This window comes from Streptomyces sp. NPDC058335, assembly GCF_042723915.1.
GTDB lineage: Bacteria > Actinomycetota > Actinomycetes > Streptomycetales > Streptomycetaceae > Streptomyces.
In genome coordinates this window covers 87,566-113,040 of sequence record NZ_JBHXHX010000009.1, presented here as the reverse complement: position 1 = coordinate 113,040, position 25,475 = coordinate 87,566, and the positions used below count along the sequence as shown (strand labels likewise).

Annotated in this window: 26 protein-coding genes and 1 pseudogene; 14 read left to right on the top strand and 13 right to left on the bottom strand. The window is 72.3% G+C overall.

The window, feature by feature from the left end; translation table 11 throughout:
* Positions 1-73: 73 nt before the first annotated feature.
* Positions 74-475: pseudogene (locus ACFWJX_RS19390) on the top strand (hypothetical protein); the annotation flags it as partial.
* Between the two features lie 114 nt (positions 476-589).
* On the opposite strand, the gene ACFWJX_RS19385 reads toward ACFWJX_RS19390, so the two are convergent.
* From ACFWJX_RS19385 to ACFWJX_RS19370, 4 genes are all read right to left on the bottom strand, one after another.
* Positions 590-1,120 (bottom strand): hypothetical protein, encoded by a 531-nt coding sequence (locus ACFWJX_RS19385; RefSeq protein WP_383244370.1) that lies wholly within the window; start codon positions 1,118-1,120, stop codon positions 590-592.
* A 210-nt stretch (positions 1,121-1,330) separates the two neighbouring features.
* On the bottom strand, positions 1,331-2,095 hold the full coding sequence (locus tag ACFWJX_RS19380) for a hypothetical protein (protein ID WP_383244367.1): 765 nt from the start codon (positions 2,093-2,095) through the stop codon (positions 1,331-1,333).
* 21 nt (positions 2,096-2,116) lie between these two features.
* Complete coding sequence (locus ACFWJX_RS19375; protein ID WP_383244364.1) at positions 2,117-2,245, bottom strand: hypothetical protein; 129 nt, start codon at positions 2,243-2,245, stop codon at positions 2,117-2,119.
* 142 nt (positions 2,246-2,387) lie between these two features.
* Complete coding sequence (locus tag ACFWJX_RS19370) at positions 2,388-2,588, bottom strand: hypothetical protein (RefSeq protein WP_383244361.1); 201 nt, start codon at positions 2,586-2,588, stop codon at positions 2,388-2,390.
* Positions 2,589-3,074: 486 nt separating this feature from the next.
* Here ACFWJX_RS19370 and ACFWJX_RS19365 point away from each other — a divergent pair, with 486 nt between their 5' ends.
* The 4 genes from ACFWJX_RS19365 to ACFWJX_RS19350 all read left to right on the top strand — a co-directional run bounded on the left by ACFWJX_RS19365 (position 3,075) and on the right by ACFWJX_RS19350 (position 7,708).
* Positions 3,075-4,046, top strand: coding sequence for an SCO0930 family lipoprotein (locus tag ACFWJX_RS19365; RefSeq protein WP_383244359.1), 972 nt, complete (start codon positions 3,075-3,077; stop codon positions 4,044-4,046).
* Positions 4,047-4,311: 265 nt separating this feature from the next.
* Entirely contained in the window at positions 4,312-5,124 is an 813-nt protein-coding gene (locus tag ACFWJX_RS19360) for an SAM-dependent methyltransferase (RefSeq protein WP_383244356.1), read from the top strand.
* Positions 5,121-7,256 carry a putative bifunctional diguanylate cyclase/phosphodiesterase gene (locus ACFWJX_RS19355; RefSeq protein ID WP_383244353.1) on the top strand — a complete coding sequence of 712 codons (2,136 nt, stop codon included), beginning with the start codon at positions 5,121-5,123 and terminating at the stop codon, positions 7,254-7,256. Before ACFWJX_RS19360 ends, ACFWJX_RS19355 begins: the two co-directional genes overlap by 4 nt.
* Positions 7,257-7,306: 50 nt before the next feature.
* A complete protein-coding gene (locus ACFWJX_RS19350) occupies positions 7,307-7,708 on the top strand; it encodes a DUF4440 domain-containing protein (protein ID WP_383244350.1) in 402 nt (133 codons plus the stop codon).
* Positions 7,709-7,964: 256 nt separating this feature from the next.
* Here the strand turns inward: ACFWJX_RS19350 and ACFWJX_RS19345 are convergent, their stop codons facing one another.
* A complete protein-coding gene (locus ACFWJX_RS19345) occupies positions 7,965-8,849 on the bottom strand; it encodes a LysR family transcriptional regulator (protein WP_383244347.1) in 885 nt (294 codons plus the stop codon).
* A 120-nt stretch (positions 8,850-8,969) separates the two neighbouring features.
* Between ACFWJX_RS19345 and ACFWJX_RS19340 the strand changes: the two genes are divergently transcribed.
* From ACFWJX_RS19340 to ACFWJX_RS19315, 6 genes are all read left to right on the top strand, one after another.
* Entirely contained in the window at positions 8,970-9,641 is a 672-nt protein-coding gene (locus tag ACFWJX_RS19340) for a succinate dehydrogenase (protein WP_383245011.1), read from the top strand.
* Positions 9,642-9,643: 2 nt separating this feature from the next.
* Complete coding sequence (locus ACFWJX_RS19335; protein ID WP_383244344.1) at positions 9,644-11,593, top strand: fumarate reductase/succinate dehydrogenase flavoprotein subunit; 1,950 nt, start codon at positions 9,644-9,646, stop codon at positions 11,591-11,593.
* Positions 11,590-12,339, top strand: a complete 750-nt coding sequence (locus ACFWJX_RS19330; RefSeq protein WP_383244341.1) for a succinate dehydrogenase/fumarate reductase iron-sulfur subunit — start codon at positions 11,590-11,592, stop codon at positions 12,337-12,339. The genes ACFWJX_RS19335 and ACFWJX_RS19330 overlap by 4 nt, the downstream gene beginning before the upstream one ends.
* Before the next feature lie 227 nt (positions 12,340-12,566).
* The gene (locus ACFWJX_RS19325; RefSeq protein ID WP_383244338.1) at positions 12,567-13,340 is read left to right on the top strand and encodes a GNAT family N-acetyltransferase; all 774 of its coding nucleotides are present in this window, start codon (positions 12,567-12,569) and stop codon (positions 13,338-13,340) included.
* The gene (locus tag ACFWJX_RS19320; RefSeq protein WP_383244335.1) at positions 13,340-14,200 is read left to right on the top strand and encodes a lysophospholipid acyltransferase family protein; all 861 of its coding nucleotides are present in this window, start codon (positions 13,340-13,342) and stop codon (positions 14,198-14,200) included. The genes ACFWJX_RS19325 and ACFWJX_RS19320 overlap by 1 nt, the downstream gene beginning before the upstream one ends.
* Positions 14,201-14,241: 41 nt before the next feature.
* Positions 14,242-15,144 carry a DUF2382 domain-containing protein gene (locus ACFWJX_RS19315; protein ID WP_383244333.1) on the top strand — a complete coding sequence of 301 codons (903 nt, stop codon included), beginning with the start codon at positions 14,242-14,244 and terminating at the stop codon, positions 15,142-15,144.
* A 120-nt stretch (positions 15,145-15,264) separates the two neighbouring features.
* Here the strand turns inward: ACFWJX_RS19315 and ACFWJX_RS19310 are convergent, their stop codons facing one another.
* Positions 15,265-16,281: an LLM class flavin-dependent oxidoreductase gene (locus ACFWJX_RS19310; RefSeq protein WP_383244330.1), complete on the bottom strand. Its 1,017-nt coding sequence runs from the start codon at positions 16,279-16,281 to the stop codon at positions 15,265-15,267.
* A 50-nt stretch (positions 16,282-16,331) separates the two neighbouring features.
* On the bottom strand, positions 16,332-16,502 hold the full coding sequence (gene rpmF / locus ACFWJX_RS19305; protein WP_383244328.1) for a 50S ribosomal protein L32: 171 nt from the start codon (positions 16,500-16,502) through the stop codon (positions 16,332-16,334).
* 112 nt (positions 16,503-16,614) lie between these two features.
* Between rpmF and ACFWJX_RS19300 the strand changes: the two genes are divergently transcribed.
* Entirely contained in the window at positions 16,615-17,106 is a 492-nt protein-coding gene (locus ACFWJX_RS19300) for a hypothetical protein (protein WP_383244325.1), read from the top strand.
* Between the two features lie 147 nt (positions 17,107-17,253).
* Here ACFWJX_RS19300 and ACFWJX_RS19295 read toward each other — a convergent pair whose 3' ends face one another.
* A complete protein-coding gene (locus ACFWJX_RS19295; protein WP_086765982.1) occupies positions 17,254-17,469 on the bottom strand; it encodes a dodecin in 216 nt (71 codons plus the stop codon).
* 222 nt (positions 17,470-17,691) lie between these two features.
* On the opposite strand from ACFWJX_RS19295, the gene ACFWJX_RS19290 reads away from it, so the two are divergent.
* Positions 17,692-18,954 (top strand): extracellular solute-binding protein, encoded by a 1,263-nt coding sequence (locus ACFWJX_RS19290; protein ID WP_383244322.1) that lies wholly within the window; start codon positions 17,692-17,694, stop codon positions 18,952-18,954.
* Positions 18,955-18,975: 21 nt separating this feature from the next.
* Here ACFWJX_RS19290 and egtD read toward each other — a convergent pair whose 3' ends face one another.
* Genes egtD through egtA form a run of 4 tightly spaced genes read right to left on the bottom strand, consistent with a single transcriptional unit; the run spans position 18,976 to position 23,352 of the window.
* A complete protein-coding gene (gene egtD / locus ACFWJX_RS19285; RefSeq protein WP_383244318.1) occupies positions 18,976-19,938 on the bottom strand; it encodes an L-histidine N(alpha)-methyltransferase in 963 nt (320 codons plus the stop codon).
* Positions 19,935-20,723: an ergothioneine biosynthesis protein EgtC gene (egtC, locus tag ACFWJX_RS19280; protein WP_383244315.1), complete on the bottom strand. Its 789-nt coding sequence runs from the start codon at positions 20,721-20,723 to the stop codon at positions 19,935-19,937. Before egtC ends, egtD begins: the two co-directional genes overlap by 4 nt.
* Positions 20,723-22,048, bottom strand: coding sequence for an ergothioneine biosynthesis protein EgtB (gene egtB, locus ACFWJX_RS19275; RefSeq protein ID WP_383244312.1), 1,326 nt, complete (start codon positions 22,046-22,048; stop codon positions 20,723-20,725). Before egtB ends, egtC begins: the two co-directional genes overlap by 1 nt.
* Positions 22,045-23,352 (bottom strand): ergothioneine biosynthesis glutamate--cysteine ligase EgtA, encoded by a 1,308-nt coding sequence (gene egtA / locus ACFWJX_RS19270; protein ID WP_383244310.1) that lies wholly within the window; start codon positions 23,350-23,352, stop codon positions 22,045-22,047. Before egtA ends, egtB begins: the two co-directional genes overlap by 4 nt.
* 342 nt (positions 23,353-23,694) lie before the next feature.
* Between egtA and ACFWJX_RS19265 the strand changes: the two genes are divergently transcribed.
* Entirely contained in the window at positions 23,695-24,576 is an 882-nt protein-coding gene (locus tag ACFWJX_RS19265) for a TIGR02452 family protein (RefSeq protein ID WP_383244308.1), read from the top strand.
* Between the two features lie 52 nt (positions 24,577-24,628).
* On the opposite strand, the gene ACFWJX_RS19260 is transcribed toward ACFWJX_RS19265, so the two are convergent.
* Positions 24,629-25,075 (bottom strand): type II toxin-antitoxin system PemK/MazF family toxin, encoded by a 447-nt coding sequence (locus ACFWJX_RS19260; protein ID WP_383244306.1) that lies wholly within the window; start codon positions 25,073-25,075, stop codon positions 24,629-24,631.
* Positions 25,076-25,475 lie beyond the last annotated feature (400 nt).

Here is a 25,475-nt window from a genome sequence, read left to right as displayed (position 1 = left end):
CAACAACAACGGGAACCACGGTAACAACGGCGGGAACAATGGCGGTGGCAACGGTGGTGGCAACGGGGCGATCTCCCCGAGCAACATCGTCGCGCTGCCCAGCGTCGTCGCCCGCGGCGGCCGGCTGACCGTCACCGTCGACGGCTGCCGGGGCGGCGGCACCATGAGTTCGGACGCCTTCCCCACGACCCACCTCAAGCCCGTCAACGGCGCCAACAACACGGCGCAGGGCACCGCGACGGTCAACAGCAACGCGCGCCCCGGCTCGCACAGCATCACCGTCAACTGCAACGGCCGTACCCTCACCAACCCCACCGCGTTCACCGTCATCGGTGGTGTCCGCGGCGGTCTCGGCGGCAGCAGCTCCAGCGGTGCCACCCCGACCGACGTGGCCATCGGCGGGGGACTGGTGGCCGCGGCCGTCATCGGCGGAGGCGTGTTCTGGATGCGCCGGCGCGCCGAACGCCGCGCCTGACCCCGCCCGACTTCGGCTTCCCACCCTGCGGAGCACGGACACCGCACGTCACAGGCCTTCGCCCCGGTCCCTTCCGGGAAGGGACCGGGGCGAAGGCCTGCCGTTCGGCCGCGGTCAGGCGCCGTCCTCGCCGGAGCGCCGCCGGGAGAAGTGGTACGCCGCGCCGACCGACCCGGCGATGAGCGCCGCGCCGAGCCCGATCTCCCTGATGTCGAGCCCTGCGACGGTCCCGCCCGCACCGGCCCGCACCCCGCGCGGGACCGGGTAGGGCACCGGCGTGGGGGAGGCCGGGCGGAGGCCGGCGACGCTGAGTCCGGTGGACCCGCTGACGCCGTCACAGGTGAACGTCACCTGGTACACCGCGCCCACCTCGACGTCGTGGTCGACCGTCGTCGTGGCCGATGAGCGGTGCGCGGCGATGTGCACCGAGTCGAAGATCCCCGAGGTGACGGTGACCGCGCCCGCGCAGCCGCCGTTGCTCCGGTCGATCTGGAGGGTGACCCGGCCGCCCGCCACGATCGTCGACGGCAGCACGCTGAAGCCGAACGGGGTGACCTCGCGTTCCGCGGCGACGGCGGGCGGCGTGGAGACGGTCAGGGCGCAGGCACCCAGCAGTGCGGCCGAAGCGACGCGTATGGCGTGCATGGTGTTTCCTCCGGTTTCCGAGGAGCAGCCGCGGTGTTTTCCGCTTGCGCCATAAATGCACCTCGATGACCGAAACGCTAGGAACACGTGCGCGCTCCCGCGATCCCTGTCGCGCGAATGGGGCAACGGGGTGGGCCGGAGAGGGGACGGCGTTCCCTCGACCGGGGGACGGTGTCGGCGTGTCGCCCGCCGTCGCCCCGGCCGGTGTGCTCAGTCCTTGGCGTCGGGGAACAGATGCAGGAAGGGCTCGGCCGAGGCGGTGATGCCCCGGCTGTAGGGCGCGTCGAAGTCCCAGATCAGGAACAGCAGGAAAGCGATCAGCGCGGAGAACAGCCCCGCCAGGATCAGCTCCCGGGTGGTGCGGCGGATCTGGAGCGCGAAGACCATGCCGACGGTGATGACGGCACCGGCGAGGAGCCCGAACCACACCACGCCGGGCATGGTCGCCCCGGTCGAGCCGGCCCGGCTGTTGCGGGCCTGGTCGGCGGTGGCCATCTGGTCGAGGAGAGGCTGATAGGCCTGTGCCTCGAAGTCGGACGCGGGCCGGTAGTCGGTGAGGTCGACGCGGAGCCGTTCCAGGAGTTCGTCCCCGCGCTCGGTCACCTCGCCCTTGTCGGCCATGGCCTTCCACTCGGTGGTGACGACGTGCGAGACGTAGGCGTCGATGTCTCCCCGGACGCGGTCGCGGACGCCGACCGGGTAGACCCGTACCCGCTCCGAGATCTCGTGCAGGGACTGGGCCTCCGCCTGGACGTGGTCCTGGGCGACGCTGCGGGCCTCCCAGACACCGGCGATCGCCAGGCCCAGGACGATGGCGTACACCACGCCGATCCACATGGTCATGTACTCGATGACGTCCGGGGTCTCGGACGGGTCCTCGTCCTCGGACGCGGTGCGGTGCCGGACGAAGGTGACGGCGACCACCACCGCGCACGCGGCGAGCATCGCGAGGGTGAGAACAAGCCATTCCGGCAAGAGATGCCTCCTGGAGGGGCGTCAGCGGGGCCGCAGCGCGGCGACGGCGATGATCGCGGGCGCGGTGATGAGCAGGACGTAGGTGACCGGCGACTGGTGGTGCCGGACGGGCGCGCGGCGCGGCTGCGCGTGGTACGCCGGGTAGCTCACGGGTGACACGGACGGCCGCGGCGTGGGCTCGGGCGGCGGGGTGGGCGTGGGGGCGGGGGTCGGCTTCGGGGCCGGCGCGGGTGCGGGGGGCGGGGGCGGCAGGGGTGCCGCGGGCTTCGGGGGTGCGGGCGCGGGCGGTGGCTCAGGTCGTGCCCGGGGCGGCGGGGCCGGCGACGAAGGCGGCTTCGACGGCGGCTTGGCCGTGGGCTTCGGTGGCGGCGGAGGCGGCGTCGGCTTCGGCGGGGGTGGCGTCGGTTTCGGCGGGGGTGGCGTCGGCTTCGGTGGGGGCGGGGGCTCGGGCTTCGGCGGCGTCGGTGTCGGGCACCCCGGCGGGGCCGGCCACCCGGGGTTCCCCGCGACCGCCACCGCCTCGGTGCCGTCCGGGCCCGTCGAGGCGTACGCACAGGCGTCGGCCTCGGCCGTCCCGGCCGGCGCGGCCATGAGGATCCAGGCCACGGTCACCAGGGCCAACGCCCTGGTCACGAGGGCGGATCGGGTCGATTCGGATCCATGCACGACGAGATCATGGGGCCTTGCGCGCGGACACATACCCGCGTGCGGGGGTGATTGCCCCGAATGGGGGAAGCTCGCTCCCCCGGGTTTGTCCGGCGTGCGTTCGTACGTCCGGCTGCGCGTACTCGTGTGCGGGTGGTCGGGCGGGTGACGCGAGCAGGTGACCGGGCGGGCGGCCCGAAGCGGGCGGCGGCACAGGCGGCGAAAAGAATTTCGTGCCGCGTTTGAACACAACGACCCCCGGCGTGCGTACCCATGGCTGTGCGGCGGCGCAGCAGGGCGCTGCAACACCCTTGGGATGATCGGGGAGTTGAAGATGAAGACCTCCTGGCGGAGCGCCTCACTCGTGGCGAGCGCTGTGTCTGTTCTGGCGCTGACGACGGCGTGCGGTCAGGAAGGCGGTACCGCGGCGTCCAGCCAGAACGTGGGTGTCACTGCCCCGGCCGGCACCGTCGCCGGCGTGGGCAGCGGCTACGGAGGTGTCGGCGCGGGCACCAGCCCCAGTGCCAGTGCTCCGGCGGCCGTCGGAGCGGGCGGCGCCGCCCAGGCCGGTACGGCGGGCCAGCTGGCCGTCTCCGCGGACGCGGAGCTGGGCAAGGTGCTGATCGACGCCGCCGGCATGACGCTGTACCGCTTCGACGCGGACACCGCGGAACCGCCCAAGTCCAACTGTGACGGCGACTGCGCGACGACCTGGCCGCCCGTGCCGGCCGACGACGCCACGGCCGGCGACGGCATCGACAAGTCGCTGCTCGGTGAGGTCACCCGCTCCGACGGCAGCAAGCAGCTGACCGTCGACGGCTGGCCGGTGTACCGCTACGCCAAGGACACCAACGCCGGTGACACCAACGGCCAGGGCGTCGGCGGCAAGTGGTTCGCGCTGGCCCCCGACGGCAAGAAGGCCAAGTCGGCCTCCGCCGCGCCCGGCCTGTCCGTGCGCAAGGACCCCAACCTCGGCGACATCGTCGTCGACAAGAACGGCATGACGGTCTACCGCTTCGTCAAGGACCAGGCGTGGCCGAAGCCGGTGACCGAGTGCCTCGGCGCCTGCCTGGAGAAGTGGCCGGCCGTCGCCCCGGTCGCCACCAACGACACCCAGGGTGTCCAGAAGAAGGGCCTGATGAGCTTCGCCCGGCCCGACGGCATCAAGCAGATGACGGTCAACTGCTCGCCGATCTACACCTTCTCCGGTGACAAGGCCCCCGGGGACATCAACGGTCAGGGCGTCGGCGGCACCTGGTACGCCGTGGCCCCCGACGGCAAGCTGGTCGGCGCGCCCGAGCAGTAGAGATCACCTCCCCAGGGCTGATCCCCGCTCCTGCGACGGCTCGTCCGACCCCCGGTCCGCCCCCTCCGCGCCGCACGGAGGGGGCGGACCCCTGTGCTGTGTCACATCGAGTACTTTTCTTGGGCACTTTCCGGTATGTCATTTCGGCACGTGCCGCAGGCAGTGACCGGGAACGGACGGTCAATTTCCGTTTCCGCTCGCCCTGTTGGCGGGCGATCAGTAGCCTCTGCTCGAACACCGGATCGCCTACGCCTTGGAGAGACAGATGGAACGTCCCGCCTGGGCCCCACGGAGCATCGACATCTCCGTGCCCAGTGTCTCGCGGATCTACGACTACTACCTGGGCGGTTCGCACAACTTCGAGGTCGACCGGGAAGCGGCCCGCAAGGCCATGGAGTTCATGCCGGGACTTCCCAAGATCATGCAGGCGAACCGGGCGTTCATGCGCCGCGCGGTGCGCTACGCGGCCGACGCGGGCATCACCCAGTTCCTGGACATCGGTTCGGGCATCCCGACCTTCGGCAACGTCCACGAGGTGGCCCAGGCAGCCCGGCCCGGCGCCCGCGTCGTCTACGTCGACCACGACCCGGTCGCCGTCGCGCACAGCCAGGTGGTGCTGGAGGGCAACGCGGACGCCGGCGTCGTCGCCGCGGATCTGCTCAAGCCGCGGGACCTCCTCGCCAGCCCGTCGGTGGAAGAACTGATAGACCTGGAGCGGCCCGTGGCACTGCTCCTCGTTGCCATACTGCACTTCGTGGAAGACAGGGACGACCCGTACGCTGCGGTGGCCGAGCTGACCGCCGCGCTCGCGCCCGGTAGCCTGCTCGTCCTCACGCACGCCTCGTACGAGGGAATCCCGCTGCCGCCCGAGCGGGCCGAGGGCGCGGTGGACGTGTACAAGGACATTCGCAACCCGCTGGTCATGCGCTCGCGTGACGAGATCGCGCGGTTCTTCGAGGGGTACGACATGGTGGAACCGGGACTGGTGCCGATGCCGCACTGGCGGCCGGAGACGGCACCGGAGGACGAGGATCCGTATGCCTTCTCCGGTTTCGCGGGCGTGGGGCGCACTTCGTGACCGCCGAGCCGGACGGGCCGGAGGACAGACTGCGGCGGTTCGCGACGATCTGGAGCCGGGCGGTGTTCCCGGTCACCTCCACGTCGCTGACCCGGCCGGAGCTCGAGGAGCAACTCCTTCCGCTGGCCCGGCGGTTGAGCGAGGCGCTGCGCGCCAGGAGTTTCGACGCGGAGGCGCCCAAGGCGGTCGGGGCCGCCCTCGTCGGGGCCCACTGCACCGACCCGGACGCCCTCGCCCGCAGCCTGGACTGCGTCGACGCCTACCTGGTGCTCTACTGCGGTGAGGACGGACCCCAGGAGGACCTGCGCACCCGCTGCTCCCGGCTCCAGCACGCCATGGCCGCCGGGTTCGCGCAGGCGCTGCGCGAGCGCACGCTGGCCGAGCAGGAGGCCATCGCCCAGGCCGCGTTGCGGGCCCAGGGGGTGGTGGCGCAGGCGCTGCACGCCAGCGAGGCCCGCTTCCGCGCGGTCTTCGAGGGCGCCGCGATAGGAATCGGCATCGCCGACCTGGAGGGCAACATCCTCCAGGTCAACGGGGCGCTGGTGCGCATGTTCGGCGGCGGCGAGCAGGCGGTGCGCGGGCGCAACGTCAGCGAGTGGACGCACGCCGACGACGCGCCCCAGGTCTGGCGGCTCTACGACGAGCTGGTCCGCGGCGAACGCGAGCACTACCACGTCGAGAAGGCGTTCTACCGCCCCGACGGAACGGTCCTGTGGACCAATCTGACGGTCTCGCTGCTGCGGGACGCCGACGGGCAGCCGCAGTACCAGCTGGCGCTCATGGAGGACACCACCGAGCGTCGGCTGCTCAACCTCCGGCTGCGGTACGAGGCCACCCACGACGCGCTCACCGGCCTGCCCAACCGCACCCTGTTCTTCGAACGTCTGGAGAAGGTCCTGGCCGCCGGGGAGGGCCAGCGCTTCGGCCTGTGCTACCTGGATCTGGACGGCTTCAAGACCATCAACGACAGCCTCGGGCACGCGGCCGGCGACCGGCTGCTCGTCGAGGTCGCCGACCGCCTCCAGTCCTGCGCGACCGCGCCCGGCGAGATGGTCGCCCGGCTCGGCGGTGACGAGTTCGTGGCGCTGACCACCGGCCCCGACACGCACCGCGAGGTCGACGACCTCGCCGCACGCATCATGAACGCCCTGGTCGCGCCCGTGCGCATCGAGGGGCGCGAACTGACCGTGCGCGGCAGTATCGGCATCGTGGAGGGCCCGGCGGGGGAGCGCAGCCCCGCCGAGGTGCTGCGCAGCGCCGACATCACCATGTACCGGGCCAAGTCGGCGGGCGGCAACCGCTTCGAGCTGGCCGACCCCGAGGCCGACGCCCGCGCCATCACCCGTCACGGTCTGACGACTGCCCTGCCGGCCGCGTTGGAGCGGGGCGAGTTCTTCATCGAGTACCAGCCGCTCGTCCACCTCGGCGACGGCAGCGTGCGCGGCGCCGAGGCCCTGGTGCGCTGGCTGCACCCCCAGCACGGCGTGCTCGGCCCCGACCGGTTCATCCCGCTCGCCGAACACACCGGGCTGATCGTGCCGCTGGGCCGCTGGGTCCTGGAGCAGTCCGTGCGCCAGGCCCGCGACTGGCGCGAGCGCCGGGGCGAGCCGGGTCCGCTGCGCATCAACGTCAACCTCTCGCCGTGCCAGCTCACCCACCCCGGGCTGGTGCAGGACACCGTCGACATCCTGGAACGCGCGGGCGTCTCGCCCGAGGCGCTCTGCCTGGAGGTCACCGAGTCGGCTCTGATCGGCGCCGACGACGATCTCCTCAAGCCGCTGCGCCGGCTCGCCGAGATGGGCGTCGACATCGCCTTGGACGATTTCGGAACCGGTTACTCCAACCTTGCCAACCTGCGCCGGCTGCCGGTGAGTGTCCTCAAGCTGGACCGCTCCTTCACCCAGAGCATGCAGCAGTTCCCGGCCGACCCCGTCGACCTCAAGATCGTCGAGGGGATCGTCTCGCTCGCCCACAGCCTGGACCTCGCGGTCACGGTCGAGGGCGTGGAGACCGGTGCTCAGGCCGAGCAACTGCGCATACTGGGCTGCGACACGGCTCAGGGCTGGTACTACGCCCGCCCCGGCCCGCCGGACCGCCTGCACGAGCTGGCGCTGGTGGACGCCACGGGGTGACGGCACAACTCGGTTGCGGGAGGGGCCGGGGCACGCGCGATCATGTGCGGGTGACCCAGGAATCAGACGACGTGGCCGCGGCGATCGCGGGCGAACTGAGCCTCATGGACCCCGCCGTCCGCTCCTCCCGCACCGAGACGGCCCGCCTGCTCGACCCCGAGTTCACCGAGGTGGGCGCCTCCGGCCGCCGCTACACGTACGCCGAAACGGTGGCCGAACTCCCCGACCATCCCGGCAGCTCCCCGACGGGCCCCCGCTACGAGCCCTCGGCGATCAGGGGCGTACTCCTGGCCCCCGGCCTGATCCACCTCACCTACACCACCACCTTCGCCGGCCACCGAGCCCACCGCACCTCCCTGTGGCGCAAGCAGGCCCCTCGAACAGGCTGGCGCATGTACTACCACCAAGCCACCCCGATCCCCCCGACCTCCCCTGACAACAGCCCACCTTGAGGGCGCGGGGAACTGCGCGCCCGGCCACGACGGCGCCGCACGTTTGCACGGCGCACCCGATCTCCTCGGCCGATAATCACCGCGGCCGACAGCCCACCCAGGGGCGCGGGGAACTGCGCGCCCGGCCACGACGCCGCCGCACGTTTGCACGGCGCACCCGCGGGGAACTGTGCGCCCGGCCACGACGGCGCCGCAGCCCGGGACGACGACGCCCCCCCACCACCGCCCCGGTCCCGCCCAAGCGGCGCAGCCACCCTCACCGCTCCAACAACATCCGCTGCAACTCCCGAGCCGCCCGTGGCGGAGCCACATCACTACGATGCGCCAGCGCGATCGCCCGATGCAGCCCCGGCCGAGCCAACGGAGTGACCCGCAGCCCCTGCCCCGACCGCGCGGCGACCATGCGCGGCACGACGGCCATGCCCAGCCCCGCCCGCACGAACCCCAGCACCGCGTCCATCTCCCCGCCCTCCACCGCGAAGTCGGGCTCGAACCCGGCGGAGCGGCACGCGGCGACGGTCAGCTCGCGCAGGTCGTAGCCGTGCCGGAACATCACCAGGCGTTCGCCCTCCAGGTCGGCGATCCGCACGGTCCGCCGGCCGTGTCCCGGCCGGGGTGCCTCCGGCGAGGACACCACCACCAGGTCCTCCCGCAGCAGCTCCACCGTCGTCAGGGCGGGGGAGGGGGTGGGCAGCGGGAGCACCACCAGGGCGAGGTCGAGCGCGCCGCGGGCGAGCTCCCGCACCAGGTCGTGCGAGCCGCCCTCCTCGATCAGCAGCCGGATGCCGGGGTAGCGGTCGTGGAAGGCCCGCAGGACGTCCGGCAGCAGGCCGGTGCACAGGCTCGGCGTCGCGCCCAGCCGCACCCGCCCGCTGCGCAGCTGCGCCAGTTCCTGCACCTCGTACCGGGCCGTCTCCGTGTCCGCGAGGATCCGGCGGGCCAGCGGCAGCAGCGCCTCGCCGGCGTCGGTGAGCGTGATGTTGCCGCGTGCCCGCTGGAACAGGTCGGCCCCCAACTCCCGTTCCAGCGCCTTGATCTGCTGGGACAGCGAGGGCTGCGCGACATGGACCAGCTCGGCGGCCCGGGTGAAGTGCCGGGTCTCGGCGACCGCCACGAAGTACTGGAGCTGCTGGAACTGCATACAGCCATGATAGGTGTTCGCTATGGAAACGAGCCGGACCATGTCTTGGACTGATGGGGTCGTTGGGGCCTAGCGTCCTGTTCCATGGCTCTGGCAACGCGGACGGACCGACGGACGTCCATGGCGCGCACGGTGTGGGACTCCTCCGTCGGCAAGAAGACAGTGATGGCCGTCAGCGGCCTGATCATGCTGCTGTACCTGGTCGCCCACATGATCGGCAACCTGAAGATCTTCTTCGGGCCGGGCGAGTTCAACCACTACGCGCACTGGCTGCGCACGGTCGGCGAGCCGTTCATGCACTACGAGTGGACGCTGTGGCTGATTCGCGTCGTGCTGGTCGTCGCGGCGGTCGCGCACGCCGTGTCCGCCTACCAGCTCAGCCGCCGCGGCATCAAGGCACGCCCGAGCAAGTACGTCCACAAGAAGGCGCGGGCCAGCTATGCGACGCGCACCATGCGCTGGGGCGGGATCATCCTCGGCCTGTTCATCGTCTGGCACGTCCTGGAACTGACGACCGGCACCGTGCACTCAGGCGGCTTCCAGGAGGGCCGGCCGTACCAGAACGTCGTGGACACCTTCTCCACCTGGTACGGCAACGTCATCTACATCGTCGCGATGCTCGCCGTCGGCCTGCACGTCCGGCACGGCTTCTGGAGCGCCGCACAGACCCTGGGCGCCGGCAGCCGCACCCGCGACCGCGCCCTCAAGACCGTCGCCGACGTCCTCGCGCTGCTGCTCACGGCCGGCTTCATCGCCGTACCCGTGGGCGTCATGACCGGAGTGGTGAGCTGAACATGACTTCCTACGCGGACTACACGACCGGCGAGCCCGTCGTCGACGCCAAGGCCCCCGCCGGGCCGATCGCCGAGCGCTGGGACACGCGCCGCTTCGAGGCCAAGCTGGTCAACCCGGCCAACCGGCGCAAGCACACCGTCATCGTCGTCGGCACCGGCCTGGCGGGCGGCTCCGCCGGCGCCACCCTCGCCGAACAGGGCTACCACGTCGTCCAGTTCTGCTACCAGGACTCCCCGCGCCGCGCCCACTCGATCGCCGCCCAGGGCGGCATCAACGCGGCGAAGAACTACCGCAACGACGGCGACTCCGTCCACCGGCTGTTCTACGACACCGTCAAGGGCGGCGACTTCCGGGCCCGGGAGTCCAACGTCCACCGCCTCGCGCAGATATCCGTCGAGATCATCGACCAGTGCGTGGCGCAGGGCGTGCCCTTCGCCCGGGAGTACGGCGGCCTCCTCGACACCCGCTCCTTCGGCGGCGTCCAGGTGTCCCGCACCTTCTACGCCCGCGGCCAGACGGGCCAGCAACTACTGCTCGGCGCCTACCAGGCCCTCAGCAGGCAGATCGCCGCCGGCAACGTCGAGATGCACCCGCGCACCGAGATGCTCGACCTGATCGTCGTCGACGGACGCGCGCGCGGGATCGTGGCGCGGGACCTGATCACCGGTCGGATCGACACCTACTTCGCGGACGCCGTCGTACTCGCCAGCGGTGGTTACGGAAACGTTTTCTACCTGTCGACGAACGCCATGAACTCCAACGCCACCGCGATCTGGCGGGCGCACCGGCGTGGCGCCTATCTCGCGAACCCGTGTTTCACGCAGATCCATCCGACCTGCATCCCGCGCACCGGCGACCACCAGTCCAAGCTGACGCTGATGAGCGAGTCGCTGCGCAACGACGGCCGCATCTGGGTGCCGAAGGCCAAGGGCGACGACCGGCCGCCGAACCGGATCCCCGAGGACGAGCGCGACTACTACCTGGAGCGGATCTACCCCGCCTTCGGCAACCTCGTCCCGCGTGACATCGCCTCCCGCGCCGCGAAGAACGTCTGCGACGAGGGCAGGGGCGTCGGACCCGGCGGTCAGGGCGTCTACCTCGACTTCGCGGACGCGATCGAGCGGATGGGCCGCGCGGCCGTCGAGGCCAAGTACGGCAACCTCTTCGACATGTACCAGCGGATCACCGACGAGGATCCGTACCAGGTGCCGATGCGGATCTATCCCGCCGTGCACTACACGATGGGTGGCCTGTGGGTCGACTACGACCTCCAGACCACCGTCCCCGGCCTGTTCGCGATCGGCGAGGCCAACTTCTCCGACCACGGCGCCAACCGGCTCGGCGCGTCCGCGCTGATGCAGGGCCTGGCAGACGGCTACTTCGTGCTGCCCGCCACCATCAACGACTACCTCGCCCGCAACCCGCGGCAGAGCGAGGTGAGCGACGAGCACCCCGTCGTGCAGGAGGTGTTGGCGGAGACCCAGGACCGCCTCAACCTGCTGCTGTCCGTCGACGGCGACCGCACGCCCGACTCCTTCCACCGCGAGGTCGGCGAACTGATGTGGGAGTTCTGCGGCATGGCCCGCACCGACTCCGGCCTGCGCAAGGCCCTCGAACGGATCCCGCAGATCCGCGAGGAGTTCTGGCGGCGCATCAAGGTCCCCGGCACCGGCGAGGAGTTCAACCAGTCGCTGGAGAAGGCGAACCGCGTCGTCGACTACCTGGAACTGGCCGAGCTGATGTGTCTCGACGCGCTGCACCGCGCCGAGTCCTGCGGCGGCCACTTCCGCGAGGAGAGCCAGACCCCGGACGGCGAGGCCGCCCGCCGGGACGAGGAGTTCGCGTACGCGGCCGCCTGGGAGTTCACCGGCACCGGCGACGCACCCGTCCTGCACAAGGAAGACCTGGTCTTCGAGTACGTCCACCCCACCCAGCGGAGCTACGCATGAAGCTCACCCTGCGCGTCTGGCGGCAGAAGAACGCCGACGCCGAAGGCGCCATGTCCACCTACGAGGTGGACGGGATCTCCTCCGACATGTCCTTCCTGGAGATGCTCGACACCCTCAACGAGGAACTCATCCTCAGGGGCGAGGACCCGGTCGCCTTCGACCACGACTGCCGCGAGGGCATCTGCGGCGCGTGCTCCCTCGTCATCAACGGCGACGCGCACGGGCCGGAACGTACCACCACCTGTCAGCTGCACATGCGGTCCTTCCGGGACGGCGACACGATCGACATCGAGCCGTGGCGGGCGTCCGCGTTCCCCGTGATCAAGGACCTGGTGGTGGACCGCTCGGCCTTCGACCGGATCATCCAGGCCGGCGGCTACATCACCGCGCCCACGGGCGCCGCCCCCGAGGCCCACGCCACCGCGGTCCCCAAGCCGGACGCCGACTTCGCGTTCGAGCACGCCGAGTGCATCGGCTGCGGCGCCTGCGTGGCCGCCTGCCCCAACGGCGCGGCGATGCTGTTCACCTCCGCCAAGATCAACCACCTGAACGTGCTGCCGCAGGGCGCGCCCGAGCGGGAGACCCGGGTGCTGGACATGGTGGCCCAGATGGACGAGGAGGGCTTCGGCGGCTGCACCCTGGCAGGCGAGTGCGCCACCGCCTGCCCGAAGGGCATCCCGCTGGTCTCCATCACCGGAATGAACAAGGAGTGGCTGCGCGCCACGCGCAAGGTGGCCAAGCGCTGAGCGCACAGCACGCAGCGAGAAGACGTTCGCCGAAACGCGCGGACGGGCGGGGCCGGGAGTGGTGCTCATCCCCGGCCCCGTCTGGCTGTTCCGGCGACCGGGGAGCGCCAGGCATTCAGCATTCCCACACCCGCACTCCTGGCACACGTCACGTACACGCCAACCGGCATCGGAAGAAACAGGGGGTACCGCTCCGTCCCCACCTCGTGCGTGTCCAGGAGAGAGCCATGACCGGCGTTTCCACCCTCGATCGTCCCCCGCAGTCCACGGCCCCCGTCCGCTACACCGTCACCCTGGCCCACGACGAGGCCGATGTGCGGGCCGCGCAGCGGCTGCGGCACGACGTCTTCGCCGGGGAGATGGGCGCCCTGCTCACGTCCTCGGAGCCCGGCCTCGACGCCGACCCCTTCGACGCCTACTGCGAGCACCTGCTGGTGCGCGACGCCGGCACCGGCCAGGTCGTCGGCACCTACCGGCTGCTGCCGCCGGAGCGTGCCGCGGTCGCCGGGCGGCTGTACTCCGAAAGCGAGTTCGACCTGACCCCGCTGGACCGGATCCGCCCGGGGCTCGTCGAGGTCGGCCGCTCCTGCGTGCACCCCGACCACCGCGACGGCGCCGTCATCGGCCTCATCTGGGCCGGCATCGCCCGCTACATGGTGGACAACGGCCACGAGTGGCTGGCCGGCTGCTGCTCCGTCCCCCTCGCCGACGGCGGCACCGTCGCGGCCGGCACCTGGGACCGCGTACGGGAGAAGCACCTGGCGCCCGAGGAGTTCCGGGTACGTCCGCTGCTGCCGTGGGTGCCGAAGCCGGACCTGACGCTGCCCGCCCGCACCGAGCTGCCCGCCCTGTTGCGCGGCTATCTCCGACTCGGCGCGTGGGTGTGCGGCGAGCCCGCCCACGACCCGGACTTCGGGGTCGCCGACCTGTACGTGCTGCTGTCGATGCGCCAGGTCAACTCGCGCTACCTGCGGCACTTCCTCTCGCTCGTCCCGGCCTGATGAGCGTCTGGCTGCCCGGCGCGCCCTGCACCCCGCGGGCGTGCGTGGAGGGGACGGGTTCCCGCACCGCCGTACCGCGGGCCGTGCTGCGGCTCGTGGCGGTGACCGTGCTGCTGCTGGCCGGGATCGCGCTGCTGCCCGTCGGAGGCGGCGTCCCGGCCGCACTGGTGCGACGGTGGACCCGGGCCATCGTGCGGGCCGCCGGGGTCAGGCCGCAGGTCACCGGCGGCGCCGTGCCCGACGGCGGCCTGCTGCTGGTCGCCAACCACATCTCGTGGCTGGACATCCCGCTGCTGGCCATGGTCCGCCCGGCCCGGATGATCGCCAAGACCGAGATACGGCGGTGGCCCGTCGCGGGCCCGCTGGCCGCCCGCGGCGGCGTCCTGTTCATCGACCGTGACCGGCTGCGGACCCTGCCGGGCACGGTCGCCCAGGTCGCGGGGGTGCTGCGCTCGGGGGCGGCCGTCGGCGTCTTCCCCGAGGGCAGCACCTGGTGCGGCCGGGCGCAGGGCACCTTCCGCCGGGCCGTCTTCCAGGCCGCCCTGGACGCGGGGGTGCCCGTCCAGCCCGTCCGCATCCACTACCGGCTGACCGGGGGCGGAGCCACCACCGTTCCCGCGTTCGTCGGCGAGGACTCCCTGCTCGCCTCGCTGTGGCGGGTGGTCACCGCGCGCGGACTGGTGGCCGAGGTCGAGGTGCGTGCCGTGCTCCGGCCGGGCGCCCACGCCGATCGCCGGTCACTGGCCCTGGCCGCCCAGCCGTGGCCCGACCCCGGCGGGGCGACGCCGGGACGCGCGGCGGAGCCGAACCGGCAAGAGGAATCTGGGCATTTGTCCGTTTCCTGTCCAGTGGGGAGGTGACTCGGAACCCAGAAGCCGTCCATGGAAGGGAGGGCGATGCCATGATCGCCCGGGAAGAGATCAGAAATGTGCTGGACCACCCCGTCTATGACGGGGAGGGTCACAAGATCGGCGAAGCCAAGCACGTCTTCTTCGACGACATGACCGGGCGTCCCGAATGGGTGACGGTCAAGACCGGCCTCTTCGGCTCGAGCGAGTCGTTCGTGCCGATCCGCGAGGCCTCGATGGTGGAGGACCACATCGAGGTCCCCTACGCCAAGGACCGGATCAAGGGCGCACCCAGCGTCGACGTCGACTCGGGCGGGCACCTCTCGGAGTCCGAGGAGCACCGCCTGTACGACTACTACGGCATCGACTGGGACAGCGTCCTCGGCGACGACACCTCCGGTCAGAGCGGTCAGAGCGGTCAGAGCGGCTGGGCCGCCGGTACCGGCACCGCCGCGGCGGCCGGCACGGTACCCGGCGCCGCTCCGGGCATGCGTCCGGGCGAGGCGGACACCGGCTACGGCGCGGGCCGCACCGCCGGAGACGCCACGACCGCCTCCGGCGACGCGATGACCCGCTCCGAGGAGCAGATGCACGTCGGCGTCGAGCGGCGCGAGACCGGACGGGCCCGACTGCGCAAGTACGTGGTCACCGAGGACGTCGAGCAGACCGTGCCCGTGCGGAAGGAGCAGGCACGCATCGAGCGCGAGCCCATCACCGAGGCCAACCGCGACGCCGCCCTCTCCGGGCCCGAGATCAGCGAGGCCGAGCACGAGGTCACCCTGCACGAGGAACGTCCCGTGGTGGAGACCGAGTCCGTGCCGGTGGAACGGGTCCGGCTGACCACGGACGAGCACACCGAGGAGGAGACCGTGCGCGGCCAGGTCCGCAAGGAGCGCATCGAGGCGGAGGGGATCGAGACCGAGGCACACGGCGACAACCCGCCGGACCGCCCGTGAGCCCGTCCGTCCGACAGCAGCACGAACCCGGCCGCGCGGTGGCCCCGGCGGTACGGTGACGCAGCGGGCGGCGGCACGGAACCGCCGCCCGTACCAAGCTCCGCGACCCGGTTCACGGATTCAGGAGCGCGGCTCCCGGTGTCCGTGCACGACGGCCGCCAGCCGCCGGTAGGAGTCGAGCAGCGCCCGCCGGTCGTAGGTGCTGGTGGTGACGAGGACCTCCTGGGCCCCCGTGTCCTTGAGCACCGTCGCCAGTTCGTCGGCGACCTGTTCCTCGGTGCCCGCGATCTGGCCTTCAAGGCCGGACTCGTAGAAACCGCGTTCCCGCGTGGTCATCGAAAGGGCCTCGACCCGCTCGGCCGGCGGCAGTGGCGGGAACGTCCCGTGCGTGCGCGAGTACGCCATCGACCAGGCCTCCGGGATCAGCAGCCGCCGGGCCTCCTCGGGCGTCGCGGCGACGGCGACCGTCCCCGAGACGACGACGTACGGTTCCGCGGCCCAGGGGGAGGGGCGGAAACGGGCGCGGTAGTCGTCGACCCCGCGCCGCAGCCGGTCCCGGTCGCGCAGATCACCGATGACCATCGGCAGACCCGCCTCCGCCGCGATCCGCGCCCCCTCGCCCATGGCCAGCACGAACGGCGGCACGGTCAGCCCCTCGGCGGGGCGCGCGTGCACGCCGGTCGGTGAGGTGCCGCGGAACCAGCCGAGCAACTCCCGTACCTGGGCGCCGAAGTCCTCGGCGTCGTCCTTGTCGCGTCCCAGCGCCCTGCGGACCCCGTCGGTGAAGCCGACCGACCGGCCCAGACCCATGTCGATCCGGCCGGGGAACAGCGACTCCAGCACCCCGAACTGCTCGGCGACCACCAGCGGCCGGTGGTTGGGCAGCATGACCCCGCCGGTGCCGACCCGGATCGTGCTGGTCGCGGCGGCCACGGCGGCGGCCAGGACGGTCGGCGCGGAGCCGGCCACCCCGGGCACTCCATGGTGCTCGGCCACCCAGAAACGCTCGTAACCGAGTGCTTCCACCTCTCGCGCCAGCGCCACGGTGTCCCGCAGCGCCGCGTCGGCCGGATGGCCCTCGCGGGTGCGGGAACGGTCGAGGACGGAGAACCGGGCGGCTTCGATCACAGAGCTCACACGGTGTTCAACGCGCGGTGGGCGCCGGGATTCCCGTACGGCGTCGCCGGTCAGCCCTCAGGCCCCAGCAGACCGCGTTCGTACGCCCGCACCAGGTGCTGCGGGACGAGGTGGCGCACCCCGTCCACGGTGACGGGGACGAGTGCCGGCGTGATCGCCTTCCACTGGGCGCGGCGATGACGGGTGTTGCTGCGGGACATCTTCCGCTTGGGCACGGCCATGGGGAACCTCCTCGTCGGGCTGAGCACCGAGGACGCTATATGAAAATGGGTTCCATTAGCAATTGGCGGGCCGCGAGGTTGCCCGGCTGTGGGAGGTCTCTAGGGTGGTGATGTGACCGACAGCAGCAGGCGGCCCCTCGCCGTGTTCGACCTGGACAACACCCTCGCCGACACCGCGCACCGGCAGCGGTTCCTGGAGCGCAAGCCGCGCGACTGGGACGCCTTCTTCGCGGCGGCGCCGCAGGACCCGCCCCTCGCGGAGGGGATCGCCCTCGCCGTGGAGAGCGCGCGGGAGTGCGAGGTCGTCTACCTGACCGGGCGGCCCGAGCGCTGCGGGTCGGACACGCGCGAGTGGCTCGACCGGTACGGACTGCCCGAGGGGCGGGTGTACATGCGGCGCGACGGTGACCGTCGGCCCGCCCGCCGCACCAAGATGGAGATCCTGCGCCGGCTCGGCAAGGACCGCGAGGTACGGGTCCTGGTGGACGACGACGAACTGGTCTGCGACGACGCGGAGGCGGCCGGCTTCACCGTGATCCGGGCACGCTGGGCGGACCCCTCGGCCGCGCTGCGCGTCGCGCAGGAGCGGGAGGGCCGTACCTGACGCCGCGACGGCCCGAGCGCCGGGCCGCCGCCTGTCACTTCGTCCGGCGACCCGCAGGCCCGACCGCCCGTGCCGCCGTGGGCCCGACCGCCCGTGCCGCCGTGGGCCCGGCCGGCCGCGCCGCCGTGGCCGGCCGACCGCCCCGTGTCACTCCGGCGCGTCCAGGCGGAAGCCGACCTTGAGGCCCACCTGCCAGTGCGCGACGTCGCCGTTCTCGATCTGGCCGCGCACCTGGGTCACCTCGAACCAGTCCAGATGCCGCAGGGTCTGCGAGGCGCGGGAGATGCCGTTGCGGATCGCCTGGTCCACGCTGTCGGGCGAGGTGCCGACGATCTCCGTGACCCGGTAGGTGTGGTTCGACATGCGGGTGCTCCTCTCGGCCGTGACGGCGGTGTCACCTGTGTCACGCGTCACTCCACCGTGCCCCAAGCTGCGGCGGAGCGCGAGGCGTCGGAGCTGCGGGCCTGTTCCCCCTTGACCTCCGCATTGGTCCATACCAAAATCCTGCACACCCGTTCGAGCAACCATGCTCGTTCCCCCACGCCGGGCCTCTCATCCCTGTCCACCAGGCAGAACAGGACCCCCGTGAGACGTCGCCTCCTCGCCCTCCTCTGCGTGACCGCCTCCCTCCTCACCGGCTGCGGTGCCGTGCCCGGCATCGGTGGGAGCGACCGGCACACCGTCACCGTCTGGCTGATGAAGGACAGCGCCTCGCAGGACTTCCTGGACCGGTTCACCGAGGACTTCGAACGCGACCACCCCGACCTCGACCTGGACATCCGCATCCAGGAGTGGACCGGCATCGGCGGGAAGGTCCAGACGGCCCTGGACGGCGACGGCGAGGACGCACCGGACGTCATCGAGGTCGGCAACACCCAGGTCCCGCGGTACGTGGACGGCAACCGGTTGCTCGACCTGACCCTGGAGTCCGTGGCCAAGTGGGACAAGGACGAGTGGCTGCCCGGCCTCGCCGATCCCGGACAACGCCGCTTCCACCAGTACGGCATCCCCTGGTACGCGGCCAACCGAGTCGTGATCTACCGCAAGGACCTCTTCGACCAGGCCGGCATCACCGCACCGCCGCGCACCCGCGAGGAGTGGCTGGCCGCCACCGGGAAGCTGAACTCGGACGGGAACCAGGGCATCTACCTGGCCGGCCAGGACTGGTACACCCTCACCGGTTTCATCTGGGACGAGGGCGGCGACCTCGCCACGGAGGACAGCGGCCGCTGGGAGGGCAGCCTGGACACGCCGGCCGCCCTGCGCGGAATGAAGTTCTACCAGCGCCTTCAGTCCCTCGGCGCGGGCCCGGCCGACGCCGACGAGGAACACCCGCCCCAGGCAGGGGTGTTCGCCGCGGGCAAGGTGGCCCAGATCGTCGCCGTCCCCGGCCTCGCGCGGGCGGTGATCCAGCAGAACCCGGACCTGGAGGGAAAATTGGGGTACTTCCCCGTGCCGGGGAAGGCGGCGGCCAAGCCCGGTGCCGTCTTCATCGGCGGCTCCGACCTCGTCGTCCCCCGCAACACCGACCAGCGCGAGGGGGCCGTCGCCGTGGTCGCCGCGCTGGCCGGCGCCGAGTGGAACACCGACCTCGCCCGCACCATGAACTACGTGCCCAACAAGGCGAAGCTGGCGTCGGCCGTCGCGGGCGAGGAGGGGGTCGCGGCCATGGCGGCGGGGGCCGCACAGGGCCGGGCGACCCCCAGCACGCCCGAGTGGGCCGCCGTGGAGGCGGACAACCCGATCAAGACGTACATGACCAAGGTGCTCGGCGGAGCCGATCCGGCGACGGAGGCCCGCCGCGCCTCCCGCAGCATCACGGAGGCGCTGACGGTGTCCGCGGGCTGACCGGCCGGCCCTGCCACGGGCCTACCGCACGGTGCTCAGCGAGAGCGCGAAGCGGCCCTCCCGGTCCGTCCACCAGCGGGACAACTCGAATCCCACCGCGGACAGTTCGGCACGTACGCCCTCCTCGCGGAACTTCGCCGACACCTCCGTGCGCAGCTCCTCGCCCGCCGCGAAGTCGACGGCGAGATCCAGCGCGGGGAGCTTCACCGTCTGCGCCGTGCGGGACCGCAGCCGCATCTCGATCCACTCGTTCTCCGCGTCCCAGAGCGCGACATGGTCGAAGGCGCCGGGGTCGAAGTCGGCGCCCAGCTCACGGTTGACGACGGTCAGGACGTTCTTGTCGAACGCGGCCGTCACCCCGGCCGCGTCGTCGTACGCCCTCACCAGCACCTCCTCGTCCTTGACGAGGTCCGTGCCGAGCAGCAGCGCGTCGCCCGGCGAGAGCAGCGCGCGGACCGAGCCGAGGAAGGCCGCGCGCTCCTCGGGGAGGAGGTTGCCGATCGTGCCGCCGAGGAACGCCAGCAGCCGCGGACCCGGGGTGTCCGGGAGCGTCAGCGGAGCGGTGAAGTCGGCGATCAGGGCATGGACGGACAGTCCCGGCCGCTCGGCGGCCAACGCCCGTCCGGCCCCGGTGAGGGCGCTCTCGCTGACGTCGACGGGCACATAGGTGTCCAGGTCCGTCATCGCGTCGATGACATGGCGGGTCTTCTCCGAGGACCCCGAGCCCAGCTCGACGAGGGTGCGGGCGGCGGCCGCGGCGGCGATCTCACCGGCCCGGTCGACGAGGATCTCGCGCTCGGCCCGCGTCGGGTAGTACTCGGGCAACTCGGTGATCCGCTCGAACAGTTCGCTGCCGTGCGCGTCGTAGAACCACTTGGGCGGCAGCGTCTTGGGGGTGGCGGTGAGGCCCTGGAGGACGTCGGCGCGCAGGGCGGCGTCCGTGGCGTCCTCGGGGAGGGTGCGGGTGATCTGGAAGGGGCTCACGAGCCGGTCTCCTCGGGTCGTACGGGCGCCGCGTCCACGCTCGGGTCCTTCAGCGGGGTGAGCAGCACCTCGGTGCGGGTCGCCGCGAGCAGGGTGCGGTCGGGGACCTCCTGCCAGCGCGGATCGTCGTCGTAGGGCTCGGAGGCCACGACCGTGCGGCCGGGCTCCGTCAGGTACCAGAGGGTGTCCCCCCAGGCCGTCGCGGTGACGGCGTCGCCGTTGCTCAGCAGCAGGTTGAGGCGGGAGCCGGGGGCCGCCGCGGCGACCTCCTGCACGGTGTCGGCGAGTGCCTGGCCCTCCGTGTCCCCGGCGCGCAGCCGGGCCAGGACCAGCGCCCACACGAACGCCGAGTCGTTGCGCGCCTCCATCGACAGCACCGCGGCGGCCGGCAGCGACCGCGCGAGCGGCTCCAGGGACCCCGGCCATCCCGGCACGGCCCCGTTGTGGCTGAACAGCCAGGGCCCCGCCGCGAACGGCGCCGCCGCGGCCTCCGCGTCCGCCCCGGCCAGCGTCGCGTCCCGTACGGCGGCCAGCACCGCCCGGCTGCGCACGACGCGGGCCAGGTCGGCGAAGGACAGGTCGGCCCAGATCGGCCCGGCCCGGCGGTAGCGGGCCGGCACGGGGTCGTCCCCGGCGAACCAACCCACCCCGAAGCCATCGGCGTTGACCGTGCCGTACCGCTGTCTGCGCGGTGCCCACGACTGGCGGTACAGGCCGTGCGGGGGCTCCACCAGGAGTCGGCCGAACGGCTCCTCCGATCCCAGGTACGCGATATGACGGCACATCAGGCAGCCCCCGTGCGGGCGGTGCGGAAGCCGGAGAAGATCTGCCGCCGGATCGGATAGTCCCAGTTGCGGAAGGTGCCCCGGCAGGCCACCGGGTCCACCGCGAACGAACCGCCGCGCAGCACCTTGTGCTCGGGGCCGAAGAAGACCTCGGAGTACTCCTTGTACGGGAACACCCGGAAACCGGGATAGGGCTGGAAGTCGCTCGACGTCCACTCCCACACGTCACCGATCAACTGCCGTACGCCCAGCGGGGATTCGCCCGCCGGATAGCTGCCGGCGGGGGCCGGGCGCAGATGGCGCTGGCCCAGGTTGGCGTGCTCGGGCGCGGGGTCGGCGTCGCCCCACGGGTAGCGCATCGAGCCGCCGGTCGCCGGGTCGAAGCGGGCCGCCTTCTCCCACTCGGCCTCGGTGGGCAGCCGCCGCCCGGCCCAGCGGGCGTAGGCGTCTGCCTCGTACCAGCACACGTGCAGCACCGGCTCCTCGGGCGGCACGACCTCGGTGACGCCGAAGCGACGGCGGAGCCACTGCCTGCCGTCGCGGTGCCAGAACAGCGGGGCGACGATCCTGTGCCGGCGGATGTGGGACCAGCCCTCCGGCGTCCACCAGCGGGCGTCGTCGTAACCGCCGTCGGCGATGAACGCCTGGTAGGCGCCGTTGGTCACCGGCGTGGTGTCGATGTGGAACGCCGCCACCTCACGCCGGTGCGCGGGCTTCTCGTTGTCCAGCGCCCACGGCTCGCCGGAGGTGCCCATCGTGAACGGGCCGCCCGGCACGAGCACTTCGGACGGGCCGGTGTACAGCGGGGCCGGCTCCGGGTCGGGGGCGGTCAGGGCCTGCGGGCCCGTGCGGAGCTGATGGGTGATCAGCATCGTCTCGTCGTGCTGCTGTTCGTGCTGGGCGACCATCCCGAAGGCGAAACCGGCCTCCGTGAGCCGCGTTCCGTCGAAGTCGGCCGACTCCAGCACGTCCAGGACGCGTCCGCGCACCTCCGCCGCGTAGGCGCGGGCCTCGGCGGGCGGCAGCAGCGGCAGCGAGGGCCGCTCGGACCGCGGGTGCTCGAAGGCGTCGTACAACCCGTCGATCTCGGGGCGCATGGCCTCACGGCCGGCCACCGCGCGCAGCAGCCACAGTTCTTCCTGGTTCCCGATGTGAGCGAGGTCCCACACCAGGGGGGACATCAGCGGGGAGTGCTGGGCGGTGAGGTCGGGCTCCTCGACGCAGCTCGTCAGCAGGGTGGTGCGCTCGCGGGCGGTGACGAGGGTGGTGAACGCCCGCTCGCGCAGCTCCTCGGCGTCCAGCGCCTCGGGTGCGAGGTCGGTCATGTACGGATGTCCTTCCCGTGTGTGCGGCCGTCGGTGCCGCACAGGCGGTCGAGCTGGTCGTCGGCGGGGCTGCGGCCCTTGCGGACGTAGCGCTCCAGGTACTCGGCGACGGCGTCCGTCACCTCGGTGGTGGCGCCGATCCGCGGCAGGGCCTCCAGGGCCGTCGTGAAGCAGGCCACGGCGGTCTCCCGCAGCTCGGGGTCGGCCAGGCCCGCGCGGGCGGCCTCGCTCCACAGCGGATTGTGCGGGGCCGGCAGTGATCGGGACCGTTCCGCAAGCGGTTTCACGGCCCGATAGGTGCTCTCGGCGGCCTCCGGATCGTCGAACAGCGCCGTCGTCACGGCGAGCGGCACGATCCAGCCGTTCTCGCCCGGCTGCGCGTCGATCATGCGCAGCTCCAGATGGCCACGCGGTCTGACCGGCGGGAACAGCGTGGAGACGTGGTAGTCGAGATCCGCCCGAGTGGGCGTTCCCGACCGGGTCCACTCCCGGAAGGTCAGATCCTCGGGCACGTCCCACGGGCCGCCGTCCCGGCGTACGCACATCACCGGGGCGTCCAGGACATGCCGGGCCCAGGCGGCGCGCGGTTCCCGGTCCAGGGCGGGTGCGCCCGCGCGGCCCGCGCCGATCTCCATCCACAGCAGCTGCCGGGTGGAGCGCCAGCCCGTCGGAGTACTGCCCAGCATCGGCGAGTTGGCGAAGGCGGCGACCAGGACCGGGCCCAGCGTGTGCGCCAGCCACCAGCGCCGCCCGTGGCCCAGCGGGCCGGGCTCCTCGTGGCCCGCGTCCAGGCAGACCTGCACGGAGGCCGAGGTGCACATCATGGCCCGCCCGGCCGGACCGGTGCGGTCGAGACACGCCTCCATGGCGTCGTAGCGCGGCTCGTGCAGGAACCGCCGGGGCGGGCGCCAGGGGTCGGTGCCGAGTCCGGCGAGGACCAGTCCCGCCTCGCGCAGGACCGTGCGGACGGCGTCCAGGTCGGCGGAGACGGTGGTCACGCACTCCATCAGGGAGGCGGCGGGCGGCGAGCTGAGTTCCAGCTGGCCACCGGGTTCGACGGTGAGCGCCGATGAGAGCGGCACCGTCCGCAGGGCCTCGTAGGCCGCAGCGAGTCGTTCGGGTGTGACGGGGAGCCGCGGTCCGCGCAGCTCGTGGACGATCCATTCCACTTCGACCCCGACGGTGCGCGGTGGTCCGGTCTTGAAGCAGATGCCCTTGACCAGGGCCTCCACCTCCGCCTCGGTGAGGGCGGTACGGGTCTCCGTACAGTCACTCCCCGAGGCGCTGCTCGATGTGTCGGACATGTCGGGATCCTCCTGAGAGTCCACCATGCCACCAGTCCGGCTTCGGTGGCGCCGGACCGGTTCGCTCGTCCACCCAAGACCCTCTCGCCGAATCGCACAAGGGTGCGCATTGGCGCGTCCGGGGCCGGAGAGCCGCCGCTTCCACACCGTTTCCAGCGCGTTTCCGGGGAGTCCGGCCGACGTTCCCGGATCGGTAAAAACTCGGTTGCAGCGCCTGTCCAGCATCGCTCACGATGCGTGCATGAGCACGACGGGGGAGACGGGCGTGACGACCGGCGGGACGCGGTACGCCGTGCGGCGCACCGTGCGGCAGGCGGCTGTGGCGTCCACGGGGGTGGCGCCATGAGCGCGCGGCTGCGCGGTATCGCGCGGGAGACGGAAGAGGCCGTGGCGGCGGGCATGTACCGCACGCCCGACGGGCGCGAGATACCGCTTGCCGCCGCGGTCGAGGCCGCCCGGGAGGGGACCCGCATGGTGGGACCCGACCCGGTGCCGGTCCCGGAAATCGTTGGGGAAACGGTTTCCGGAACCGCTCGGGAAACGGTTTCCGGAACCGCGTCGGCCGAACCGCGGATCGAGGTCACCGGCGAGAGCAGCCTGGAGGCCGCCCGCAGACTCGCGGACGCCCCGGTGGCGGTCCTCAACTTCGCCTCCGCCCGCAACCCCGGTGGCGGTTACCTCAACGGTGCCCAGGCCCAGGAGGAAGCCCTGTGCCGCGGCTCGGCGCTGTACGCCTGCCTGCTGCGGGCGCCCGAGTTCTACGACCACCACCGGGCCCACCGGGACCCGTTCTACACGGACCGCGTCATCCACTCACCCGCTGTGCCGGTCTTCCGCGACGACCGGGGCCGGTTCCTGCCCGAGCCGTACACCGCCGGCTTCCTGACGGCCGCCGCGCCGAACGCCGGAGTGGTGCTGCGCACGGCGCCGGAGCGGGCGTCGGAGCTGCCGCGCACCCTGGCCGTACGTGCTGAACGCGTCCTGGAGACGGCCGCGGCGCACGGTTACCGGCGGCTGGTCCTCGGCGCCTGGGGCTGCGGCGTGTTCCGCAACGACCCCGCGCAGGTGGCGGGTGCGTTCCGGACGCTGCTGGGCCCCGGCGGACGGTTCGAGCGGACGTTCGCGCACGTGGTGTTCGGGGTGCTGGACCGGACGCCGGGAAGCGCGGTCCGGGAAGCGTTTGCACGGGCGTTCCCGGAGCCGTCGCTGCAGAACCGGGCGTGATCGGGCCGACGCGCGGTCACGGCCGTGATCCACGGCCGTGACGGCCCGTTCATCAGCTCCAGCCGTACCGCTCCCGCAGCCGGTGCACCACCAGGTTGAACCGCATCCGGTCCAGCGCGCAGGCCTCCCGGCGCATGCCCTGCTCGTGCAGCCGCAGCACACGGTCGATGTCCACCCAGGAGTCCCGCCCCGAGCGGTCCCAGGGCCCGCTGCCGATCGGCACCCACTCGCGGTCCCCGTCGTGCCGCTTGCTGGAGAGCTGCACGGCCAGGAAGGTGCCGGCCGCCTCCCGGGCGACGACCAGCACCGGACGGTCCTTGCCCCGCCCGTCGTTCTCCTCGAAGGGCACCCAGGTCCAGACGATCTCGCCGGGGTCCGGGTCGCCGTCGTACGCGGGCGAGTACTCGGTGCGCACCCGGCCGGCCTCGCGCGGCTCGGCCTCGGTGGTGGCGGAGGGGCCGAAGCGGCCCGGAACGTTCTCTTCGGTAGACGCGGTCACGAGGGCACCCTAGAGGCTGCCCCGGTGCGCCCCGCGACCGCGGTCCGGCACGGCGCTCGACCGGCACCTTCCGCGCGCCCGGCGGCGGCACGGCCCATCGAGGGAAGTCCCCTGCGGCCCCTGCCCGTCGGGGGCATGGGCGCCGCCGGCCGCCGGTCCGGGCCAGTGAGCGGCTTCGCGCACACCTGGCCATGCCGTCGGGCGCCGTCGGGCAGCACCAGGTTGTCGGCGTCGACGTCGGCGGACACGCCCGCCCAGGCGATCTCCGGCCAGGACTCGCCGAGTTGACGGCCTGAGCGGCGGACGCCGCGGCCGTGGCCGCATCCCGCCTTCGTCGCCCGGCATCGGCTCCCGCCGCCTTCACCCCGGGTCCCGTATCGCCTCGGTCGCGGCAGGCGGC

What these genes read in the sequence shown, in the direction of transcription:
- ACFWJX_RS19385 (WP_383244370.1), bottom strand. Translation starts at nt 1,120, where the DNA reads ATGCACGCCATACGCGTCGCTTCGGCCGCACTGCTGGGTGCCTGCGCC.
- ACFWJX_RS19365 (WP_383244359.1), top strand. Translation starts at nt 3,075, where the DNA reads ATGAAGACCTCCTGGCGGAGCGCCTCACTCGTGGCGAGCGCTGTGTCT.
- ACFWJX_RS19360 (WP_383244356.1), top strand. Translation starts at nt 4,312, where the DNA reads ATGGAACGTCCCGCCTGGGCCCCACGGAGCATCGACATCTCCGTGCCC.
- ACFWJX_RS19345 (WP_383244347.1), bottom strand. Translation starts at nt 8,849, where the DNA reads ATGCAGTTCCAGCAGCTCCAGTACTTCGTGGCGGTCGCCGAGACCCGG.
- ACFWJX_RS19340 (WP_383245011.1), top strand. Translation starts at nt 8,970, where the DNA reads ATGGCGCGCACGGTGTGGGACTCCTCCGTCGGCAAGAAGACAGTGATG.
- ACFWJX_RS19335 (WP_383244344.1), top strand. Translation starts at nt 9,644, where the DNA reads ATGACTTCCTACGCGGACTACACGACCGGCGAGCCCGTCGTCGACGCC.
- ACFWJX_RS19330 (WP_383244341.1), top strand. Translation starts at nt 11,590, where the DNA reads ATGAAGCTCACCCTGCGCGTCTGGCGGCAGAAGAACGCCGACGCCGAA.
- ACFWJX_RS19325 (WP_383244338.1), top strand. Translation starts at nt 12,567, where the DNA reads ATGACCGGCGTTTCCACCCTCGATCGTCCCCCGCAGTCCACGGCCCCC.
- ACFWJX_RS19320 (WP_383244335.1), top strand. Translation starts at nt 13,340, where the DNA reads ATGAGCGTCTGGCTGCCCGGCGCGCCCTGCACCCCGCGGGCGTGCGTG.
- ACFWJX_RS19315 (WP_383244333.1), top strand. Translation starts at nt 14,242, where the DNA reads ATGATCGCCCGGGAAGAGATCAGAAATGTGCTGGACCACCCCGTCTAT.
- rpmF (WP_383244328.1), bottom strand. Translation starts at nt 16,502, where the DNA reads ATGGCCGTGCCCAAGCGGAAGATGTCCCGCAGCAACACCCGTCATCGC.
- ACFWJX_RS19295 (WP_086765982.1), bottom strand. Translation starts at nt 17,469, where the DNA reads ATGTCGAACCACACCTACCGGGTCACGGAGATCGTCGGCACCTCGCCC.
- egtC (WP_383244315.1), bottom strand. Translation starts at nt 20,723, where the DNA reads ATGTGCCGTCATATCGCGTACCTGGGATCGGAGGAGCCGTTCGGCCGA.
- egtB (WP_383244312.1), bottom strand. Translation starts at nt 22,048, where the DNA reads ATGACCGACCTCGCACCCGAGGCGCTGGACGCCGAGGAGCTGCGCGAG.
- egtA (WP_383244310.1), bottom strand. Translation starts at nt 23,352, where the DNA reads ATGTCCGACACATCGAGCAGCGCCTCGGGGAGTGACTGTACGGAGACC.
- ACFWJX_RS19265 (WP_383244308.1), top strand. Translation starts at nt 23,695, where the DNA reads ATGAGCGCGCGGCTGCGCGGTATCGCGCGGGAGACGGAAGAGGCCGTG.